Source organism: Aquitalea denitrificans (assembly GCF_009856625.1).
Lineage (GTDB): Bacteria > Pseudomonadota > Gammaproteobacteria > Burkholderiales > Chromobacteriaceae > Aquitalea > Aquitalea denitrificans.
The window spans coordinates 4,249,605-4,270,601 of record NZ_CP047241.1 but is presented as its reverse complement, the minus strand read 5'-3'; the positions used below and the strand labels follow the sequence as shown (position 1 = coordinate 4,270,601).

Annotated in this window: 20 protein-coding genes; 13 read left to right on the top strand and 7 right to left on the bottom strand. The window is 62.0% G+C overall.

Annotation, left to right across the window (positions count from 1 at the left end):
* The first annotated feature begins 17 nt into the window (after positions 1-17).
* Entirely contained in the window at positions 18-659 is a 642-nt protein-coding gene (gene pdxH / locus GSR16_RS19850) for a pyridoxamine 5'-phosphate oxidase (RefSeq protein ID WP_159880423.1), read from the top strand.
* A 26-nt stretch (positions 660-685) separates the two neighbouring features.
* On the opposite strand, the gene GSR16_RS19845 is transcribed toward pdxH, so the two are convergent.
* The gene (locus tag GSR16_RS19845; protein WP_159880422.1) at positions 686-1,594 is read right to left on the bottom strand and encodes a LysR family transcriptional regulator; all 909 of its coding nucleotides are present in this window, start codon (positions 1,592-1,594) and stop codon (positions 686-688) included.
* 146 nt (positions 1,595-1,740) lie between these two features.
* Between GSR16_RS19845 and speB the strand changes: the two genes are divergently transcribed.
* The gene (gene speB, locus GSR16_RS19840) at positions 1,741-2,697 is read left to right on the top strand and encodes an agmatinase (RefSeq protein ID WP_159880421.1); all 957 of its coding nucleotides are present in this window, start codon (positions 1,741-1,743) and stop codon (positions 2,695-2,697) included.
* A gap of 85 nt (positions 2,698-2,782) precedes the next feature.
* Positions 2,783-4,150, top strand: coding sequence for a sodium:solute symporter family protein (locus GSR16_RS19835; RefSeq protein WP_159880420.1), 1,368 nt, complete (start codon positions 2,783-2,785; stop codon positions 4,148-4,150).
* Between the two features lie 62 nt (positions 4,151-4,212).
* On the opposite strand, the gene fghA is transcribed toward GSR16_RS19835, so the two are convergent.
* Both fghA and GSR16_RS19825 read right to left on the bottom strand, forming a co-directional pair.
* Positions 4,213-5,046 carry an S-formylglutathione hydrolase gene (fghA, locus tag GSR16_RS19830; RefSeq protein WP_420837528.1) on the bottom strand — a complete coding sequence of 278 codons (834 nt, stop codon included), beginning with the start codon at positions 5,044-5,046 and terminating at the stop codon, positions 4,213-4,215.
* A 63-nt stretch (positions 5,047-5,109) separates the two neighbouring features.
* Entirely contained in the window at positions 5,110-6,243 is a 1,134-nt protein-coding gene (locus tag GSR16_RS19825) for an S-(hydroxymethyl)glutathione dehydrogenase/class III alcohol dehydrogenase (RefSeq protein ID WP_159880418.1), read from the bottom strand.
* A gap of 171 nt (positions 6,244-6,414) precedes the next feature.
* Here GSR16_RS19825 and GSR16_RS19820 point away from each other — a divergent pair, with 171 nt between their 5' ends.
* Positions 6,415-7,305 (top strand): LysR substrate-binding domain-containing protein, encoded by an 891-nt coding sequence (locus tag GSR16_RS19820; RefSeq protein ID WP_159880417.1) that lies wholly within the window; start codon positions 6,415-6,417, stop codon positions 7,303-7,305.
* 67 nt (positions 7,306-7,372) lie between these two features.
* Here GSR16_RS19820 and GSR16_RS19815 read toward each other — a convergent pair whose 3' ends face one another.
* Together GSR16_RS19815 and GSR16_RS19810 are read right to left on the bottom strand one after the other, a co-directional pair.
* A complete protein-coding gene (locus GSR16_RS19815) occupies positions 7,373-8,407 on the bottom strand; it encodes a linear amide C-N hydrolase (protein ID WP_159880416.1) in 1,035 nt (344 codons plus the stop codon).
* Positions 8,408-8,552: 145 nt separating this feature from the next.
* Complete coding sequence (locus tag GSR16_RS19810) at positions 8,553-9,248, bottom strand: MarC family protein (RefSeq protein WP_159880415.1); 696 nt, start codon at positions 9,246-9,248, stop codon at positions 8,553-8,555.
* A gap of 365 nt (positions 9,249-9,613) precedes the next feature.
* On the opposite strand from GSR16_RS19810, the gene GSR16_RS19805 reads away from it, so the two are divergent.
* The 8 genes from GSR16_RS19805 to GSR16_RS19770 all read left to right on the top strand — a co-directional run bounded on the left by GSR16_RS19805 (position 9,614) and on the right by GSR16_RS19770 (position 17,191).
* Positions 9,614-10,231 carry a 3'-5' exonuclease gene (locus GSR16_RS19805; protein WP_159880414.1) on the top strand — a complete coding sequence of 206 codons (618 nt, stop codon included), beginning with the start codon at positions 9,614-9,616 and terminating at the stop codon, positions 10,229-10,231.
* Positions 10,228-10,884 (top strand): Crp/Fnr family transcriptional regulator, encoded by a 657-nt coding sequence (locus GSR16_RS19800; RefSeq protein WP_159880413.1) that lies wholly within the window; start codon positions 10,228-10,230, stop codon positions 10,882-10,884. Before GSR16_RS19805 ends, GSR16_RS19800 begins: the two co-directional genes overlap by 4 nt.
* 124 nt (positions 10,885-11,008) lie before the next feature.
* Positions 11,009-11,197, top strand: a complete 189-nt coding sequence (locus GSR16_RS19795) for a YgaP family membrane protein (RefSeq protein ID WP_159880412.1) — start codon at positions 11,009-11,011, stop codon at positions 11,195-11,197.
* Positions 11,198-11,460: 263 nt separating this feature from the next.
* Positions 11,461-13,245 carry an ABC transporter transmembrane domain-containing protein gene (locus GSR16_RS19790; RefSeq protein WP_159880411.1) on the top strand — a complete coding sequence of 595 codons (1,785 nt, stop codon included), beginning with the start codon at positions 11,461-11,463 and terminating at the stop codon, positions 13,243-13,245.
* Complete coding sequence (locus tag GSR16_RS19785) at positions 13,242-14,060, top strand: AraC family transcriptional regulator (RefSeq protein WP_159880410.1); 819 nt, start codon at positions 13,242-13,244, stop codon at positions 14,058-14,060. The genes GSR16_RS19790 and GSR16_RS19785 overlap by 4 nt, the downstream gene beginning before the upstream one ends.
* Positions 14,061-14,091: 31 nt before the next feature.
* Complete coding sequence (locus GSR16_RS19780) at positions 14,092-15,489, top strand: NAD(P)/FAD-dependent oxidoreductase (protein ID WP_159880409.1); 1,398 nt, start codon at positions 14,092-14,094, stop codon at positions 15,487-15,489.
* A gap of 38 nt (positions 15,490-15,527) precedes the next feature.
* A complete protein-coding gene (locus tag GSR16_RS19775; RefSeq protein ID WP_159880408.1) occupies positions 15,528-15,869 on the top strand; it encodes a cupin domain-containing protein in 342 nt (113 codons plus the stop codon).
* Positions 15,870-15,982: 113 nt separating this feature from the next.
* Positions 15,983-17,191, top strand: coding sequence for a GGDEF domain-containing protein (locus GSR16_RS19770; protein ID WP_159880407.1), 1,209 nt, complete (start codon positions 15,983-15,985; stop codon positions 17,189-17,191).
* Here the strand turns inward: GSR16_RS19770 and GSR16_RS19765 are convergent.
* Complete coding sequence (locus GSR16_RS19765; protein ID WP_205677467.1) at positions 17,188-18,402, bottom strand: Zn-dependent hydrolase; 1,215 nt, start codon at positions 18,400-18,402, stop codon at positions 17,188-17,190. The genes GSR16_RS19770 and GSR16_RS19765 overlap by 4 nt on opposite strands.
* A 717-nt stretch (positions 18,403-19,119) precedes the next feature.
* Between GSR16_RS19765 and GSR16_RS19760 the strand changes: the two genes are divergently transcribed.
* On the top strand, positions 19,120-19,287 hold the full coding sequence (locus GSR16_RS19760; RefSeq protein WP_159880406.1) for a hypothetical protein: 168 nt from the start codon (positions 19,120-19,122) through the stop codon (positions 19,285-19,287).
* 74 nt (positions 19,288-19,361) lie between these two features.
* Here GSR16_RS19760 and GSR16_RS19755 read toward each other — a convergent pair whose 3' ends face one another.
* A complete protein-coding gene (locus GSR16_RS19755) occupies positions 19,362-20,978 on the bottom strand; it encodes a methyl-accepting chemotaxis protein (RefSeq protein WP_159880404.1) in 1,617 nt (538 codons plus the stop codon).
* Between the last annotated feature and the right edge of the window lie 19 nt (positions 20,979-20,997).

Sequence of the window (20,997 nt, the reverse complement as noted above, 5' to 3'; positions counted from 1 at the left end):
CGAACCAGGAGAGCCGCATGTCGCTGAATCTTGCCGATATCCGCCAGGATTATTCGAAAAAGGAATTATCGCCGGAAGACTGCCTGCCCGATGCCGTGGCGCAGTTCGAGCTGTGGCTGAATGAAGCCATGACCGCACAGGTGCACGAACCCACCGCGATGAATGTGGCCACGGTGGGGGAGGATGGCCGGCCGACGGCGCGCATCGTGCTGCTCAAGGGCGTGGAAAACGGCCAGCTGGTGTTCTACAGCAACTACCTCAGCCGCAAGGGCAGGCAGCTGGCGGCCAATCCCTTTGTGTCGATTACCTTTTTCTGGCCGGAGCTGGAACGTCAGGTGCGCATTGAAGGCCGGGTGCAGCAGGTGGCCCCGGACGTGTCCGACGCCTACTTTGCCAGCCGCCCCTATACCAGCCGGCTGGGGGCCTGGGCCAGCGAACAGAGCACGGAAATCAGCTCCAAGAGCGTGCTGGTCAGCCGTGCCGCCATGTTTGGCGTCAAGCACCCGCTCAGTGTGCCGCGTCCGCCGCATTGGGGTGGTTACGCCGTGATTCCTGATCGCGTCGAGTTCTGGCAGGGCCGGCCCAGCCGCCTGCACGACCGGGTGGTATATCTGTTGCAGGCCGATGCCAGTTGGCAACGGGTGCGACTGGCACCCTGACACAGCCAGTAGTCGGGCCAAAGTGTTTAGCTGGCAGGTAACTGGTGTGCCGCCAGCAAATCCTGCATGAAGGCGCGGATCACCTCGCTTTGCCGAGAGTTCTGCCGCGTCACCATGTGAAAGGTGGGGTGGTAACACAGCAGCGTCGGATTGAGCGCGCGCAGCAGGCCCTGCTCCACCATGGGGCGGGCGAAGTGCTCGGGCAAAAAGCCCAGATGGTGGCCGGACAGAATCAGCACGGCCATGGCTTCCATATTGTCGGCTCGGGCGGTGATGCGCCAGTTTTCCACTGGCAGCGGGATGTCCGGCAGCGGGTAGCTGCGCCAGGCCCAGTCATGCCGGGCGGCTTCTTCCACCGGCATATTGCCGGCCTGCTGGAATAACGGGTGTTCCTGGCTGCAATAGGCCAGCTGGTGTTCGGTGAACAGCGGCAGGTATTGCAGGCTGGGGGCGCGGTGCCAGAAATAGCCGATGCCCATATGGATTTCGCCGTTGATCAGCGTTTCTTCCAGGGTGCCGGGTGCCAGCATGGACAGCACCAGTTCCACCGCCTCTTCGCGCTGGCGAAAGCGCCGGATGGTTTCCGACAGCCGCGCATGCGCCCGCATGGTGGTATGCCCCACCACACCAATTCTTAATTGCCCCACCAGCTTGCGTTCCAGTTGCCGTGCCTCCACGCAGAAGGCCTCGGCTGCATCCAGCAACTGGCGGCTGGCATTGAGCAGCTGGCTGCCCTTGGCGGTGAGGGCAAAACCGGCGCGGCCACGCTCGCACAGGCGGTAGCCCAGCCTGGTTTCCAGCGCGGCCAACTGATTGCTGATGGTGGACTGGCTGACGTTCAAAGTGGATTGGGCGGCCGAAATGCCGCCGGCATCGACAACGGCACGAAAAACCCTGATAAGGCGTAAATCAAGGCTGGACAGGGTATTGAGCATGGTTTTTCCCCGGTGGAGGCGGTGAGTCAGTCCGGTCATTACACACATTCAGATTTATCAATGTAAACAGTGGAATACGGTGATTTTTCCCAAGTTGCCACCTGAATAGACTGAGCCCTCGTTCAACCTCAGTTTCAGGAGTCTGCATGTCAATCGCTGAACGCAATCAGCCGCTGGGCGGCAATGCCATGCCGCGTTTTGGCGGCATCGCCACCATGATGCGTCTACCCAAGGTAGAAACCGCAGCCGGTCTGGATGCCGTATTTGTCGGCCTGCCGCTGGACATTGGTACCTCCAACCGTAGTGGCACCCGTTTTGGTCCGCGCGAAATCCGCAATGAATCGGTGCTGCTGCGCCCTTACAACATGGGCACGGGAGCCGCTCCCTTCGACACCCTGCAAGTGGCCGACATCGGCGATATCGCCACCAACCCTTACAACTTGCTGGACAGTGTGGCGCGCATCGAGGCGGGCTACCGCGACCTGCTGCAGTACGACGTGATCCCGCTGGGTCTGGGCGGTGACCACACCGTCACCCTGCCCATCCTGCGCGCCATCGCGGCAAAGCATGGCCCGGTAGGGCTGATTCATGTCGATGCCCATGCCGACATCAACGATGAAATGTTCGGTGAAAAGATTGCCCACGGCACCACTTTCCGCCGTGCGCAGGAAGAAGGCTTGCTGGCACAGGGCCGTGTGGTGCAGATCGGCCTGCGCGGCAGCGGTTACGCCGCTGAGGATTTTGACTGGGCACGGCGTCAGGGTTTCCGCGTAGTACCGGCTGAAGCCTGTTGGAACCGTTCGCTGGAAGGCCTGATGCAGGAGGTGCGTCAGCAGTTGGGCGGTGGGCCGGTCTACCTGAGTTTTGATATCGACGGTATTGACCCGGCCTTTGCACCGGGAACCGGTACGCCGGAGATTGCCGGCCTGACTTCGGTGCAGGCGCTGGAAATCGTGCGTGGCTGCCATGGCCTGAACCTGGTGGGCTGTGATCTGGTCGAGGTTTCCCCACCCTACGACACTACCGGCAATACCGCCTTGCTGGCAGCCAATCTGCTGTTCGAGATGCTGTGCGTACTGCCCGGTGTCACTTTCCGGCGCTAGACCATCACCAGGCTGCGTGCTGCGCAGCATTCATTGCAGACAATCAACCCGTTGATTGCTCATAGTCAGACTGCAGGAGACAAATATGGGACTCGATATCTTCGTCGTGTTCGTTTACATCGGCGGCATGTTATTGCTGGGCTGGCTGGGCATGCGCCGCGCCACCAGCCGGGAGGAATTTCTGGTGGCAGGCCGTAACCTGGGACCGGGCTTTTACATGGCCACCATGGCCGCTACCGTGCTGGGCGGTGCCTCCACCGTCGGTACGGTCAAACTGGGCTACCTGTACGGTATTTCCGGTTTCTGGCTGTGTGCGGCGCTGGGGTGCGGCATCCTGGTATTGAACCTGTTTCTGGCCAAACCCCTGCTCAGGCTGAAAGTGTTTACCGTTACCCAGGTGCTGGAGCGCCGCTACAACACCGTGGCACGCCGCACCAGTGCACTGGTCATGCTGATGTATGCGGTGATGCTCAGCGTAACCTCGGTGCTGGCCATTGCCTCCGTGATGCAGGTGCTGTTTACCCTGCCGTTCTGGCTGGCGGTACTGATTGGCGGCGGCGTGGTGGTGGTGTACTCCGCCGTGGGCGGCATGTGGTCGCTGACGCTGACTGACATCGTGCAGTTCCTGATCAAGACCATCGGCCTGATGTTCATCCTGCTGCCTATCTGCCTATACCGGGTGGGCGGCTGGGAGCAACTGGCGGCCAAGCTGCCGGCGTCCTACTTCAGCTTTACTGCCATCGGCGGTGAAACCATCATCACCTACTTTGTCATCTACTTCTTTGGCATCCTGATCGGCCAGGACATCTGGCAGCGTGTATTCACTGCGCGCAGTGAGGGCGTGGCGCGCTATGCCGGCAGTATCGCCGGGATTTACTGCATCGTGTACGGCCTGATTTGCGCAGCCATCGGCATGGCCACCAAGGTATTGCTGCCGGACCTGGCGGTGCCGGGCAATGCCTTTGCCTCCATGGTGAAAGAAGGCTTGCCGGACGGGGTGCGCGGACTGGTGATTGCTGCCGCGCTGGCGGCGATGATGTCCACGGCCAGTGCGGCCTTGCTGGCGGCGTCTACCACGCTGACCGAAGACCTCAGTGGTCGTGATGGTTGCAGCCTGTGGACCAACCGCATTGTCACCCTGCTGGTTGGTGTCCTGGTGTTGGCACTGGCCATGCTGGTGAGTGATGTTATTACCGCACTGACCCTGGCTTACAACCTGCTGGTGGCTGGTATGCTGGTGCCTTTGCTCGGGGCGATTTTCTGGCCGCGAGCCACTACACCGGGGGCCATCAGCAGCATGGTGCTGGGCTGTGGCACCGCCATCATGGCCATGATCAGCTATGGGCTGGATTCCAACGTGCCCATCTATCTGAGCCTGGCCGTGAGCGTGCTCAGCTTTGTGCTGGTCAGCCTGGTTACCCGCAAGGAACAGCGGCAGGCCGCTGGTATCTGACCGAGTGATGGCAGCAAGCAAAACAGCCGGGTATCCCGGCTGTTTTTGCATCTCCAGCAGATTTAGCCGGCCAGATGCCCGGCATGAAAGCGCAGCTGTTCCTCGATAAAGCTGGCAATGAAGTAATAGCTGTGGTCATAACCGGGGTGGCGGAACAACTGCAGCGCATGGCCGCCGGCACGGGCGGCCTGTTCCAGCGCCTCCGGCTTGAGCTGTTCTGCCAGAAAACCATCGGCCAGACCGATATCCACCCGCAGTGGCGGGATCTGTTGTACCTGACCCAGTAAGTGGCAGGCATCCCACTGCAGCCATTGCTGACGGTCTTCACCCAGATAGGCGGCAAAGGCTTTTTGCCCCCACGGTACATTCACCGGGTTGGCAATCGGGCTGAAGGCCGATACCGATACATAATCCTGCGGCCGCTTGAGCGCGCAGATCAGCGCACCGTGGCCTCCCATGGAATGGCCGGCAATGGCACGGCGTTGACTGACCGGGAAATGCGCTTCAATCAGCGCCGGCAGTTCGCAGCTGACATAGTCGTACATCCGGTAATGGCGGTTCCACGGTGCCTGGGTGGCATTGAGGTAAAAGCCCGCCCCCTGGCCCAGATCGTAGGCCGCATCGTCCGCCACGCCCTCGCCGCGCGGGCTGGTGTCCGGGGCCACGATGGCGATACCCAACTCGGCGGCAATACGCTGCGCGCCAGCTTTCTGCATGAAATTTTCATCGCTGCAGGTCAGGCCGGACAGCCAGTACAGCACCGGTACCTTATCGCCACGGGCTGCCTGTGGCGGCAGGTAGATGGCAAAGCGCATGCGGCAGCCCAGTACCGCCGAATCGTGCAGGTATTGCTTGTGCCAGCCGCCAAAGCACATGGTGCTGCTGATGTTTTCCAGATTCATTTCCGTCTCCCGGGAACACGCCGGGCCAGCAACAGTTGCGGCCCGGCAGCACAGCGCTTAGTTCTTGCCGTAATGAATGACGGAACGAATGCTCTTGCCCTCATGCATCAGCTCGAAGGCGGTATTCACTTCTTCCAGCGGCATGGTGTGGGTGATGAAGTCGTCCAGGCGGAATTCACCCTTCAGATAGCGTTCCACATAGGTAGGCAGCTCGGAACGGCCACGCACGCCGCCAAAGGCCGAGCCGCGCCATACCCGGCCAGTCACCAGTTGGAAGGGACGGGTGGAGATTTCCTGGCCGGCACCGGCCACGCCGATGATCACCGATTCGCCCCAGCCCTTGTGGCAGCATTCCAGCGCCGAGCGCATCACATTGACGTTGCCGATGCACTCAAAGGAGAAGTCCACGCCGCCGTCGGTCATTTCCACAATCACGTCCTGAATCGGCTTGTCGAACAGCGTGGGATTGATGCAGTCGGTGGCACCCAGTTTTTTCGCCAGTTCGAACTTGCTCTCGTTGATGTCGATGCCGATGATGCGGCTGGCTCCGGCCATGCGCGCACCGATGATGGCCGACAGGCCGATGCCACCCAGGCCGAAGATGGCCACGGTATCGCCCGCCTTCACCTTGGCGGTGTTCACCACCGCACCCATGCCGGTGGTGACGCCACAGCCCAGCAGGCACACTTCTTCCAGCGGTGCAGCCTTGTTCACCTTGGCCAGCGAGATTTCCGGCAGCACGGTGTATTCGGCAAAGGTGGAGGTGCCCATGTAGTGGTAGATGGGCTGGCCGTCCTTGGAGAAACGGGTGGTGCCGTCCGGCATTAGGCCCTTGCCCTGGGTAGCGCGGATTTTCTGGCACAGATTGGTCTTGCCGGACTTGCAGAACTTGCACTCGCCACATTCCGGCGTGTACAGCGGAATCACATGGTCGCCCACCGCCACGCTGGTGACGCCTTCGCCCACCGACTCCACAATGCCGCCGCCTTCATGGCCCAGAATGCAGGGGAAGATGCCTTCCGGGTCGGCGCCGGACAGGGTGTAGGCATCGGTATGGCACACCCCGGTGGCCACCAGTTTCACCCGTACTTCACCCGCCTTGGGCGGGGCGACTTCCACTTCCTCGATGGACAACGGTTGACCGGCAGCCCAGGCAACGGCGGCCTTGCACTTGATGATGTCTTGACTCATGGCGATCTCCTGACGGGGTAATCCGCCCACGCCACGCCACGGCATGCATGCGGCGGTGTGCGGGGCGGCTGAGTAGGGCTGCTGGCAGGCAGCAGTAAAACGTCATTGTATTGCGACTGTTTTTGCAGATAATCTGCCTAATCGGTAAATGATTTTTTCTCAGGAGTAATAATGGCGGCATGGCAAGGGGTAAGCGAATTCGTCAGCGTGGCCGAACTGGGCAGCTTTACCCGTGCCGCACGGGCGCTGGACTTGTCAGTCGCGCAGGTCAGCCGCGAAATCACCCGGCTGGAACAGCGCCTGCATGTGCAACTGCTGTACCGCACCACCCGCCAGCTGACGCTGACCGAAAGCGGCCAGTTGTATCTGCAGCATTGCCGCCAGTTGCTGGACGGGCTGGACGAGGCGGAACGGGCCTTGTCCTTGCATCAGGCCATACCGCAAGGCAGGCTCAAGCTCACCGCGCCGGTGGCCTATGGCGAAAGCCATATCGCTCCGCTGATTACCGACTTTCTGCAGCAATACCCGGCGCTGGAGATTCAGCTCAACCTCAGCAATCAGGTGCTGGACCTGGTGGCCGAAGGCTATGACCTGGCCATCCGCCTGGGCCATCTGGCCGAATCCAGCCTGGTGGCACGCCGCCTGGCCAGCCGCCGTCAGCATGTGTGCGCCGCACCGGCCTATTTGCAGCGCCACGGCCTGCCCAACAGTCTGTCCGAGCTGGAGCAGCACAACTGCCTGCTGGGCAGCAACGACTTCTGGCATTTGCAGGAAGGCGGCAAGCGCCGCCTGCTGCGGGTGAAGGGCAGCCTGCGCTGCAATAGCGGCCACGCGCTGACCCATGCCGCGCTGCAAGGGGTGGGCATCGTCCAACTGCCGGATTACTACGTGGCCAGTCATCTGCACAGCGGCGCGCTGGTGGAGCTGCTGACCGCCTATCAGGAGCCGGACGAAGGCATCTGGGCGCTGTATCCGCACAAGCGCCAGCTTTCGCCCAAGGTGCGCATGCTGGTGGACCATCTGGCTGAACGCTTGCCCGGTTTCAAGCCGCCACAAGCTTAGCGCTGGTTGGTTTGCCGACGGGGCTGGCGATGGGCTATCCCGCAGTCGACTATATGGGCAGGCTTGCTTACAGCCGTGGCTGGCTCAGGCGGATGTGCTGGCGCAGGAAGGGGCCAAAATCGTGCCGCCGGACTTCATGGGTGTCCCTGAAGTCATCCAGCGCCAGTTGCAGGTAGTTGACGGCATCGTCCGGACGGATCAGCAATCTGCGACGGCTCAGGTCGGTCAGTGTGGTAAAGGTCGTCCATTCCTCTTCTATCTTGCCGCTGCTGGCATCCACCAGATTGCTGGCACCGCGAGGCCGGTCGAACTTGTTGGCAATTTTGGCCACCATGGCGATGGCCTCGTCCGCTGACTGTGGCGTGCGGCAGAATTGCACATAATAAGCGGCCCGCACAAAACGCCCGGTAGAGGTATCGTCTGCCGGCAAGCCTGCCAGCGCATTGCCCACGTCTTCGGTGCGCGCCAGATGGTGGCCAAAGCGTTGCTCGCGTTTGCCCAGGTTGGAAACATGAGCGTAGTTGTCCAGATTGGTCAGATGCCAATCAAACGCGGGGCCATTGGTCATCACGCCGACCGGATTGTCATGGACCAGTGCCTGTCCGCGGTCGAACTCGATCACCAGGCCGCGCGCCTGCTCGTCGAAAACGGCGTAGTGGAAGGGAGCCGGTATGTTCTCCAGGATCGGCAAGCGATCGACCCAGAATTGGGTTTGGCTGACGGCCTGGCGCACTTCCTCGCAATTGGCACAGTTTGCCAGCAGCCAGCTGCCCACTTCCGACACGGCAATCAGCGTCCTGCTGTCCTCCTGTTGCGGGCTGGGCAGCGCGGTTTCACCAAACATGTTCATGTTCACGCTCAGGCCGGCGTCGTTGATGCCGGCAACCGCTGGCAGGCGCTCTGCGCTCAGGCGCAGATCAATGGAGAGAAACGCATGCCTTGCCACATAGTGCGTCGCGGCAAAGCCCGGCGGAACCTGGCCGTTGAAGGGTGTGCCACGTGGGTAGTAGGACAGGACGAAATCCAGTTCCTGACCGAATTCAAGTGTACGTCCCTGATAAGCCTTGCCGTGCTGGTCAGTCAGCATGAAGGTGGTGCACATGGTAGGGGCCTCCGTAAGTTACAGGACAGATGAAGAGCCGGTCATCGTGTTTGCTGCCGCATGGTAACCGGTCGGGGAGATCAAGGTGAGCTGCGTGGTGTATTGACGGATAGCGGGGTTGCCAGGTTTACCCTGTCGGTATGCTTCAAGTTGCAGGCCCGATCAGCGTATGCAGCCCGCCCCAGGCAATTTGCAGACCGACGGCAAAAATCAGGAAGGCCATGAAGCGATTGATCATGTTTTCCGATGCCGCGCCCAGCCGCGCCACCAGCTGCCCGGCATTCAGATAGCACAGGTAAATCAGCACGCTCATGGCGGCCATGCCGATGATCAACCCGCTGGTGCTCAGCGCCGAGCGGACATAGCTTTCGTTGTAACTGTGGGCGCTGAGGGTGAGCACCACCGAGATGGTGCCCGGCCCCACGGTGAGGGGAAAGGACAGCGGGTAGAACAGATCATTCTCCACACTGCTGGGTTGTCCGGCATCCACCGCTGCCGATTCCGCGCTATTGGCCGACTTGTCCTGGTTACTTGCCGTGCTGCTGAGCGATGTCCAGCCCATCTTGCAAATCATGATGCCGCCGGCCAGTTTCACCACCGGAATCGACAGGCCGAACAGCATCAGGATCCAGCGCCCCATGAACAAGGCGGCAATCACCGTCAGCATGGCGTACCAGGCAATCTTGCGAATGGCCAGCTTGCGTTCTTTCAGCGGCAGATGGCGGAAATAGGGGTTGACGATGAAGGCGGTGCCAATCGGGTCCACCACCGGAAACAAGGTGATGAAACCGACAAAAGCGGCGTGCAGTACGATATTGAAGTCATCAAACAGGCTGATCATGGCTGGGAGAGGTCCGTTTGGCAGCATCATGTGCTGGGTGGATTCAGCCGATCGGCGTCGCCGGTATCGGTGCCAGTGTCGTGGCGCGGTCTGCGTGCAGGGCGCAACGAGTGTCGACGCTACCATGCTGCAAAAGCCCGCCTCAATGGCCGCCAGGCTTGATCTGTCCATTCCATTCCTTTGTTAAGAAGTTTCGTAGTCTGGCAAGCGCAGGAGCAGGGTTTGCCATCGTGCCGGTCATGACTAGTGACTACGGCAAGCCACCATCCACCGGGCATGCAGGATGAAATAGCGCCGGGGATTCCGTATCATGCAGCTTTGCCGCCGGCCTGTTGCCGGGCGGCACTCTGCATGCAAGGTCATCCATGTCCCTTACCCGGCAAATCCCCCGCGAAGAAATCAAGACCATGCCGCTGTTTCCGGCGCTGACCCCGGAGCAGGTATGCATGCTGGACAGCCCGGAGGCACTGGCCGCCGCCCTGCCGGATTTGCTGGCTGCGCCCTTGCTGGGCTTTGATACCGAATCGAAACCGACTTTTCGCAAGGGCGAGGAATCGGACGGCCCGCATCTGATCCAGTTGGCAGACAGCCAGTGCGCCTGGTTGGTGCCGGTGGTGAAGGGCGTGTTGCCGCAAGAAATCAAGACCCTGCTGGCCGACCCGCAGCGGCCGTTGGTGGGGTTTGACCTGGTATCCGACCGGGCCTTGCTGAAAAGCCGGCTGGGGGTGGAGTGTGGCGGGCTGATCGACCTGGGCAATCTGCTGCCCTCGGACGATGCCCGCATCACCGTGGGTGCCGTACAGGCAGTAGCCCGCTTGTTCGGCCAGTACTTCCGCAAATCGAAAAAACTGTCCACCACCAACTGGTCGCGCCTGCCGCTCAGCCCGGCGCAGCAGGCTTATGCCGGCAACGACGCCTGGGTGGCACTACGGGTGTATCAGGAACTGCAAGCGCGTGGCCTGTTACAGGAAACGACCGCATGAGCGACTGGACGCGCGACTTTGCCATTCTGGACGCACTGGACGACGCCAGCCGTGCCCAACTACTGGCGCACAGCCAGGCCATGCAGGCCCCGGCCGGGACGGTGCTGTTCCGCGAAGGCAGCCCCTGTCAGGCCTATCTGTTTTTGCAGGAGGGGCAGATCCGGGTACAGAAAGTGGGCGAAAACGGCCGCGAAATCACGCTGTACCGGGTGGAAAACGGCCAGACCTGCATTGTCACTACCGCCTGCCTGATGAGCGGTACCGATTACGATGCCGAAGGTGTGGCCGAAACCGCCATCTGCGCCCAGGCGCTGCCGATTCCGGCCTTCCGCCAGTTATTGGCCGACTCGGCGGCTTTCCGCGACTTTGTGTTCCGCGCCTATGGCAGCCGTATTGCCGACCTGCTGTTGTTGATTGAAGAGGTAAGTTTTGGTCGCATCGACCAGCGACTGGCCGCCTGCCTATTGCAACGCGCTCGCGGCCAGACTGTTCTGAGCATCACGCATCAGGAACTGGCGGCAGAGCTGGGCAGCGCACGCGAGGTCATCAGCCGTCAGCTCAAGGAATTCGAGCGCCGCGGCTGGATACGGCTGGGTCGTGGCCAGTTGCAGGTGCTGCATGCCACCGCTCTGCAGCAACTGGCTGCCAAGTAAGTGCCGACTGTGGTTTTTGCGGCCAGTTTGCCCCGCTGTGTGATCTAGTCACTGAAGTGTGCGGTGACAAGGCCTAGCATCTCCTCATCGCCATCCAGCATGGCCCCTGACTGAGGAGAATAATATGTCCCCGAATGTAGGCGGAATCGACCGCATCCTGCGCATTGTCATTGGTGTTGCCCTGATCATTGCCACCGTGGCCGGTCTGCTGCCGGTGTGGGGCTGGATTGGCGTGGTGCCGCTGGCTACCGGGCTGATTGGCTGGTGTCCGGCGTATCTGCCGTTTGGCATCAAGACCTGCAAGCTGAAATAAACGCGGCTGGCAAAATCCCTGCTGCTGCGTTGCGCCTCCTTGCCGTACGCGGTGTACTGTCTGCGTCGGCGCGCCTTGCCCCCGGGGCGCTGTGCTATTTTGTCAGCCGCCCTTGGGTATGTGTGCAAAACCCTGTTGCTGCGTTGTGCCTCCCTGCCTCAGGGACGCTGCGCCATTGTCAGTAGCAGGTGCAGACCTGCCCGAATGGCCGTAGCCGGTGGCATGGTGTAGCCTGACAGCCTTGCTTTCCTACCGGTCTGTTCATGTCCTCTGCTACGCCTGCCCGCCCCTTGTTGCAACGCATCAGCCCCTTGCTGGGGCTGCTGCCCTTCATGCGCCCTTATCGCCGTCGTGCCTGGCTGGCCCTGCTGGCGCTCACCGTGGCCGCCGTTTCCACGCTGGTGTTGCCCATGGCCTTCCGCGTGCTGATCGACCAGGGTTTTTCCAGCCGCAATGCCGGTCACATCAACCAGTACTTCCTCATGCTGTTTGGCGTGGCCGTGGTGCTGGCGCTGGCCACAGCCGGGCGCTTTTATCTGGTGTCCTGGCTGGGCGAGCGGGTGACGGCGGACGTGCGTAGCGCCGTGTATCGCCACGTCATCAGCATGAGTCCGCAGTATTTCGAAACCACCCAGACCGGTGAAGTGCTGTCGCGCCTCACCACCGATACCACGCTGGTGCAGACGGTAATCGGCACCAGTCTGTCCATGGGCCTGCGCAATGTATTGCTGATGCTGGGCGGGCTGGTGATGCTGGCCATGACCAGCCCCAGCCTCACCGGCTACATTCTGGTGACGCTGTTGCTGGTGGTGCTGCCCATCGTGCTGTTTGGCCGCCGCGTGCGGGCGCTGTCCAAATCCAGTCAGGACCGCATTGCCGATTCCAGCGCCATGGCCGGTGAAGTGCTCAACGCCATTCCCACCGTGCAGGCCTTCAACCAGCAGGCGGCGGAAGCCAGCCGCTTTGTCGGCTCGGTGGAATTGAGCTTTGGCACTGCGCTGGCGCGCATCCGCGCCCGTTCGCTGCTGACGGTGGCGGTGATCATGCTGATTTTCGGTGCCATCGTGTTCGTATTGTGGCTGGGTGCGCAGCAAGTGCTGGCCGGGCAGATGAGCGGCGGCCTGCTGGCGCAGTTCATCCTGTACGCGGTGGTGACCGCCGGGGCGATTGGCGCGGTGGCCGAGGTGTGGGGTGAGGTGCAACGCGCCGCCGGGGCCACCGAACGGCTGATGGAGCTGCTGCAACTGGCCTCGCCAGTAACCGAGCCACAGCACCCGCATGCCTTGCCGACGGCAGGGCGGCTGCGCTTGCAGCAGGTGGGCTTTGCTTACCCTTCGCGCCCGGAGCAGCCCTCGCTCAGCCACATTGACCTGGAGCTGGCCCCCGGCGAGCACGTGGCGCTGGTGGGGCCGTCCGGTGCGGGCAAGTCCACGCTGTTCCAGCTGTTACTGCGCTTTTACGACCCGCAACAGGGGGCAATCAGCCTGGGCGGGGTGGACATTCGCCAGTTGGCGCTGGCCGATTTGCGCCAGCATATTGGTGTGGTGCTGCAGGATTCGGTGATTTTTGGCAGCAGCGCGCTGGAAAACATCCGCTATGGCCGGCCAGATGCCAGCGACGAAGAAGTATTCGCCGCCGCCCGTGCTGCGGCGGCGCATGACTTTATTCTGGCCTTGCCGCAAGGCTATGCCACTTACCTTGGCGAGCGCGGCGTGCGCTTGTCCGGCGGCCAGCGCCAGCGCATCGCCATTGCCCGCGCCATCCTGAAAAACCCGCCCATCCTGCTGCTGGACGAAGCCACCAGCGCGCTGGATGCCGAATCCGAACAACTGGTACAGCAGGCGCTGGAGCGTGCCGCAGCCAATCGCACCACGCTGGTGATTGCCCACCGCCTGGCCACGGTGAAGGAAGCCGACCGCATCGTGGTGCTGGAAGGCGGGCGCATCGTGGCGCAGGGGCGGCACGAGGAACTGCTGCACAGCTCGCCCTTGTATGCGCGGCTGGCGGCCCTGCAGTTTGGCCCGGAAGCGGGGGCCTTGCAGCCATGAGCCTGCGGGCAGAACAGGCGGTGGCAGCGCATACCCGTGCGGTGGTGGAGCGCTATCATCTGGCATGGAAACAACGCCGGCTGGAAGACATCCTGACGCTCTACCATCCGGAGGTGAGCTATCACGACTTTCTGCAGAACCGGGTGTTTCGGCTGGCCGAGCTGCATGACTATGTGCTGTCCTCGCTGCCGCAGGGCGAGGCTGAACGGCTGGAGCATGTAGACCGCATCCGCGTGGATGGCGATACCGCCTTTATCCAGTACCAGTTGGTGCTGCGTGGCGGGCTGGCGTCTTTCCAGAGCAGCGAGGCCATTACCGTGCGTGACGGGCTGATCTGGCAGGTGCGCGAGTACGCTACCTTGCAGCATGCCGGCACGCAGGGCGATCGCAGCGCCAGCGCCGCCAGCCCGCTGCAAAAACTGGGTCTGTCGGCGCGGCAGCTGGGGCGCATGGCGGAAGACCTGCACAGTTACTTCCACCGCCGGCAGCCCTATCTGCAGGCCGACTGCACCCTGGCCGCCGTGGCGACAGCGACCGGCTACAGCCGCAACCAGCTGTCCTATCTGCTGAATCAGGTGCTGGGACTCAGTTTCTACCGCTACGTCAACCAGGCCCGCCTGCAGTATCTGCTGGGTCAGCTGGCCGCTGCCGACAGTACGGCGCGCATGGAGGAACTGGCCTTTGCCGCCGGTTTCAATTCGCTGTCGGTGTTCTACCGCTGTTTCCGCCAGCATACCGGGCAGTCGCCCGCGGCCTGGCTGCGCCGTTCTCCGCGCGGGTCCGCTGCGACGACAGAGGCTGTCCGGCCAGACTAAGCTGCGCACCATCATGTCGGGAGGACAACAGATGGCCGCAACACAACACATCAGCCTGTGGATGGAACAACTGGGCGACAGCCTGACGCCCCGTGCGGCGCTACAGGGTGATATCGAGGCCGATGTGGCCATTATCGGTGCCGGTTTTACCGGGCTGTGGACTGCCTACTACCTGAAGCAGCAGGCCCCGGACCTGAATATCGTGGTGCTGGAAGCCGAGATTGCCGGTTTTGGTGCCTCTGGCCGCAATGGCGGCTGGCTGATTGGCGAAGTGCTGGGCGAGGACCGTCTGCTGGCCACGCTGGACCCGGCGGCACGGGTGCAAAGCCGTGCCCTGTTACACGACATTCCCGATGAAGTAGGCCGCGTCATCACCCGCGAAGCTATCGATTGCCATTACCGCAAGGGCGGAGTGCTGTATTGCGCCGCCCGCTATCCCGAGCAGGAAGTCCGCCTGCGTCAGCAACTGGCTGACTGGCGGACACATGGCCATGGCGAGGAGGATTACCGCTGGCTGGAGGTGGCCGCGCTGAACCAGCAACTGCGGCTGGCCACGCCGTATGGTGCGGTGTACTCGCCGCATGTGGCCACCATCCAGCCGGCGCGGCTGGTGCGTGGTCTGGCCGAGTGCGTGGAGCGCATGGGGGTAAAGCTGTACGAGCACAGCCGCGTCACCGCACTGCAGCCGGGGCAACTGAGCACCGCACACGGTAGCGTCAGGGCGCGCTGGCTGGTGCCGGCGGTGGAAGGCTATGCCACCACCCTGCCACCCTATGGACAATACCAGCTGCCGGTGCAAAGCCTGATCATTGCCACCGAGCCGCTGTCCGATGCCTTGTGGGAAGAAATTGGCCTGCGCCACGGCGAAGCCTTCAGCGAAAACAGCCGTCAGGTCAGTTATGGCCAGCGTACCCGCGACAACCGGCTGGTGTTTGGTGCCCGTGGCGGCTATCGCTTTGGCGGCAAACTGCGCCAGGACTTCACCCTGACGCCAGATGAAATCACCCTGCGCCGTCAGTTGATGCTGGAACTGTTTCCCATGCTGGCGCAGGCCCGTATCAGCCACGGCTGGGGTGGCAATCTGGGCGTGGCACGGCGCTTTCAACCGCATATGGTGTGTGATGCAGCCCAGGGCGTGGCCTGGGCTGGAGGTTATGGCGGCGAAGGGGTGGGGGCCAGCAATCTGGGTGGCCGTACCCTGGCCGACATGATTCTGGGCCGCGACACCCTGCTCACCCGCCAACCCTGGGTACGCCGGCCCGGCAGCCTCAGCAACTGGGAGCCGGAGCCGCTGCGCTGGCTGGGCTACAACGCCATCATCAAGAGCTTTGTCTGGGAGGACCGCACGCTGAAGCAAGCGGACAGCCCGGTGTGGAAGCGCCGGCTGGCCCAGGGCGTGGCCGGTTTCATGGAAGGGCTGATGCAGTAAGCCAGCCGGTTTATCCCGATATCAGACAGGAGAGCACCATGACGATTACCCATCTGCCGCACAGCGGTAGTACCCCATTGTCCGCAGCCGTGCCGGTAGCGGTACCGCTGGGTGAGCCGGTTGCCGCCACCCGTGTACATGCCGTGGAGCGCCCGGACGGGGTGGAGGCCGGGGTGTGGGAGTGCAGCCCTGGCCGCTGGCGACGCCAGATCATGCAGGCCGAGTTTTGCCATTTCATCCAGGGGCGCTGCCGTTTCATTCCGGATACCGGCGCGGCCATCGACATTGCTGCGGGCGATGCCTTGTATTTTCCCGCCAATAGCAGCGGGGTATGGGAAGTGGCGGAAACCGTGCGCAAGAGCTATGTGTTGTTGCCCTGACCAGTGCCGGCTTCACCGGCATGACGTTTGCCTAGACGGGGCAGGGGGCTTGTCCTAAACTGGCCGCTGTCTTTTCAAGGTTGGCCCTACCGCTGGCCGCCCGGGCTCCTGTCATGAATGCCGCCTCCAAATTGCTTGCTGCTGTCCGCTTTCGCTGGCGAGTGCGCATTCCGCAGTCCCTGTGGCCGGAATTCGAGCATTACATCCTGCGCCAGCACCGGCCCTTTCTGTTGCTGACCAATATCATTGCCGCACTGGCTTTCTTTTCCTATGTACTGGCCGATGCCCTGCTGATACCCGATATGGCAGGTGTTTCGCTGCTGGTGCGCAGCGGCCTGTTGCTGGTGGCCATGGTGGATATCTGGCTGGTATTCGGCCGCAGCCGCAACATTCTGCTGATGGATCAGCTGATGCCGGTGCACGACCTGATTGCCACCCTGTCCTGGTTCGAGCTGCTCAAGCGCAGCCATTCGCCTGATGTACCGACCTTCCTGTATGCATCGCTGATCTTCATCGTATTTGCCAATCTGGGAGTCAGGGTATCGTTCAAGGGTGCTGTGGTCAGCTCGCTGGCCATTTCCGTGGCCATCATGGGCAATGTGGCGCTGATGAACCCGCAGGACAGCAAGCCTTTGCTGGTGTTTTCGCTGGTCTACCTGCCGGTGTTGCTGTTCTGCCTGTTCATGAGCTGGAGCACCACCACCAGTGTGCGGCTGGCGTTTTACGCGTCGCAGGAGCAGCGTCGGCGCAAGCACGAACTGTCCACCCTCAATCAGCGGCTGCAGATGCTGGCTTCTACCGATGCCCTGACCCGGGTGGGGAATCGCCGCGCCTTTGATTTGCAGCTGGAAGAGTTCTGGCTGCAGGCACAGCAGCATGGCCGCCCTTTTGCCCTGCTGCTGGTGGATATCGATTACTTCAAGCCTTACAACGACCATTACGGTCATCCGGCGGGGGACCATATCCTGGCCGATGTCGCCAGTGCCATGGTCAGCTGCCTGCGCAGTGGCCAGGCCCGGGCTTTCCGCTATGGCGGCGAGGAGTTTGCCATCCTGTTGCAAACCGGCAGCCGGGATGAGCTGCTGCACATTGCCCAGCGCGTACAGCAGCAGGTGGTGGCGCTCGAAGTAGAACACCACTACCGGCCTGACGGGCTGGGGCACCTTACCATCAGCCTGGGCGCCGCCCTCTCCAGCCTGCAGGGTCTGCTGCAGGCAACCGACTTGCTGGCCTGCTGCGACCGCATGCTGTATCACGCCAAACAGCAGGGGCGCAATCAGGTACAGCTGGCCCCGGACGGGACAGCTTCCCAATCGGCCTAGCTGTCGGCCTGTGCCAGTACCGCGCCCAGCAGGACATCGGCACCCATGTGGACATCGTCCGGTGTTGCGTACTCGGCCTGGTGCTGAGCAGGGTTTTTGCGGCAGGGGATGAAGATCATGGTGCTGGGGCAGTGCCGTGCCAGGTTCATTGCATCGTGGCCCGCACCGCTGACAATGTCCTGGTGCGGGTAAGCCAGCGCCGTTACCGCCTGGCGCACGGCGGCAATGCAGCCGCTGTCAAACGGCGTGGCCATGCTGAACCAGTGCCGCCGTATGCTGACATCCAGCCCGCGTTGTGCCGCCACCTGCTGTAATAGCTGGCGGGTTTGTTGTTCCATGGCGGTGATCTGCACATCCAGCGGGTGACGCAGATCCACGGTAAAGCGCACCTGCCCCGGAATGGTATTGCGTGCTGCCGCGGTAATCAGCAGTTGCCCCACCGTGACCAATCCGTGTGGCTGGTGTTCTGTGGCCAGCTTTTCCAGCTGGCCTATCATGGCGCTGGCTCCCAGCAGCGCATCCCGTCGCAGTGCCATCGGTGTGGTGCCGGCATGGGCTGTACTGCCGTTCACTTCCACATCCAGCCAGCAGATGGCCTGGCCACCGGTCACGATGCCGATGGGCAGACCGGCCTGTTCCAGCACCGGCCCCTGTTCGATGTGGGCTTCAAAATAGGCGGCAAAGGGGCGTCCCAGCGGCAGGTCGCCGCCATGGCCGGACAGCGCGGTGGCCACGCTGATGCCACGCCCGTCTTCGGTTGTCAGCGCCTGCAGCAGCGGCACATCGCCACAAAAGGTGGCCGAGCCCAGCATGGCCGGTGCAAAGCGCTCGCCGGCCTGGTTGATCCATACGGCAATTTCCAGCGGTCTGGTTGTGGTGATGTCGGCATCGTTCAGGCTGCGTACCACCTCCAGTGCGGCCAGTACGCCATAGCTGCCGTCAAAACAGCTACCGCCAGGGCGGGTATCCAGATGGCTGCCCATCACCACCGGGCTGGCGTCCTTGTCGTGTCCGGCCCGGCGCGCATACAAGTTGCCGATGGCATCGGCATCCAGGCTCATCCCGGCCTGATGGCACCAGTCGGCAAACAGGGCGCGGGCGGCAAAATCCTCGGCAGACAGCGCCGGTCTGCTTTCCCCCATTTCGTCCATGGCGATCAGGCTATCCCACAAACGCTGGCCATTTACCTTGAGCGGCATGTCGTTTCCCATGATTGTTTCCTGCCTCAGCAGCCCACTGCCGGAGTGATTTTTACCACGACATGACAGGCAGGCCGGTGCATCTGATGCTCTGGAATAAGGCTATCCAGGGCCTTTGCCGTCAGCGCTTCCTTCGCTAGCTGCGTGGTCGTGATGTCGGTCTGGCCGCGCCGGGTAACAGGCTGATGCCGGGTGGTCCGCTGGCAGCGGGGCTGCCATTTTGCGGAAGAAAATCGGGCTGGGGCGTGCATGTGGCTTCTCCGGTAAAGGTAAGGCGTGGCCGGGCTAACAGCGCCGGGGCTGCCGGGTTCGACATGACAGCAGTTCGTTGCCCTCTACACGAGAAGTCCGATCTGGAAGAGTGATTGATTTTCCTGAAAATATTCCCGGAAAACGGGCGGAGCATCAGCGAGGACGGGGTGGCCGCGCTGCGGGCAACATTAAAGCCCGGTAGGGAAAAACCAGCTGGCGGCAAGGGGCGGACGCGGCCAGTATCCTGGCTGCATGCGCGGGGCCGGGAATACAGCCTTGCCGGATGGCGGCAAAGATTGCCTCCAGGCGGAAAAAAAGGGCGTAAAGAACTGTAAAGCCAGGATAAACAAGAGGAATTTTGCCGCAATTTGGTCTGGCATCAAAATTGCTGTATCGGGGCAAGACCCTGCCGACCTTGCTGGTTTGTGCCGGGATACAACCGTAACCGCACTTAGTCTTTCACCGGAGTCCACCGCAATGGCCATGCCGATTTCGCCCGTCAGCAGCTACAACAGCTATACCCCCAAGACCAACAGCACCAACCGTCAGACGCCCTCCAGCACCCCGTCTGCCACGGCACCGGCAGCCGACCAGCCGGCCAATCAGGGCAGCACCCTCGGTTCGATGATCAACACCAAAGCCTGATCCCCCTGCCTGGATGGCAGAGGGAGCGGATCTGTTGCCAGAGCAGGTGCCGACAGCGGCACCGGTAGTGCTTATCAAACCTGGTAGCGATCCAGAATATCGCTTTGCATCCTGGCCAGCGCATCCAGTTGCGCAGCATTCAGTGCCGTGTTCTGGGCCGCTGCACTGGCTTCTTCCGATGCCTGTGCCGTGCGTTCCACCATGGCAGCTATATTGTTGCTGGCCTCACCCTGCTGCTGGATGGCAGCAGCCACGGCATCACTCCCCTGTACCGCAGCCCCGGCCAGCTCGCCAATGTGCCGCATGGCAACGGCGGCCTGATCGGCACGGTTTACCCCCACCTTTACCAGCTCTTCCGCTTTTTGCATCTGCGTGGTTGCATGGCTGGCATTGCCCAGCATGGCTTCGATGGTGGATGAGATTTCCTGGGTTGATTTGCTTGTGCGTTCCGCCAGCTTGCGTACTTCGTCGGCCACCACGGCAAAGCCACGCCCCTGCTCACCGGCGCGGGCGGCTTCAATGGCGGCGTTCAGTGCCAGCAAATTGGTTTGGTCGGCGATATCGCGGATTACGTTGATGACCGTAGCCACCTCGCCGCTGTGCGCTTCCATTTCGTGAATGCTGCTGGCCGATAGCGTTACCACCTGTGAAATCTGGTGGATGTCCTTGATGGTCTGCTCGATGATGCTGCTGCTGTCCTGCACCAGTGTCTGGGCTGATTTGGCACCATCGCTCTGTTCTACCGACTGTGCAGCCACATGATTGATGCTGACTGTCATCTGTTCGATGGTGGCGGCAATATTGGCGGATGCCTCACTCTGCGCACCGGATGCCATGGATACCTCGCCAGCGGTTTGCGACAGCTCCTGCGAGGCAGTCTTTACCTGGCGCGCACCGTCGGCCAGCTGGCGCATGGCCTGTTGCAAACCTTCCAGCATGCGGTTGAACGCCGTGGCGGTACGGCCGATTTCATCCTGGCTGTTGCTTTGGGCACGCAGGCGGAAATCACGCTGCTCGCTGACTGCCTCTATGGTGTGTTCGATCTGGCTCAGGCCCCGGCTGATATTGCGGTACAGCAGCCAGCCCATGACACCGCTTACCAGCAGCGCCAGTGCCATCAGCCCCACTGCCACCGCAAAAACCTGCTGGTAGGTTCGGTTGTTTTCCTGCACCAGCAGCGCGGCCTGGCGGTGATTGAACCTGGCATGGTCCTCCACGGCAGTCATCAGCAGGGCTGCCGTCTTGGCAAATTCATTGTTGATGATGGCCGTGGCCTGCTCGGTCTGGTTGTTGCGCGACAGGGCGAGGATCCGGCTGCGCCCTTCGCGGTACTGCGCCATCATCGCCTTGTCAGCCTCCAGTAACTGGCTATCTTCGGCGCTGGCGCTGTCATTGATGTGATACTCATTCATCAATCTGTCAAAGCGCTGGTCGGCCTCGGCCAGATTGCTTTCTGCGGTGGCTTTCTGTTCTGCCGTGGCCGCCAGCACGTGGCGCAGGGTGTTGGCGCGAATGTCCGCCACGGCCCGCAAAGTACCCTGCATGGTTTTCAGGTCGGGAAGGGTGTTGTTCTGCACATAGACAAAGCGCTGTTGCCCGGCGTGCAGTGCGCTGATGGCATAGCCACCCACCAGCAGCATGCCGGCCAGTGCAATCGATAAAGTCAGCAACAATTTTTTCGTGATGGTCATCGTAACCCCCAAAATGAAG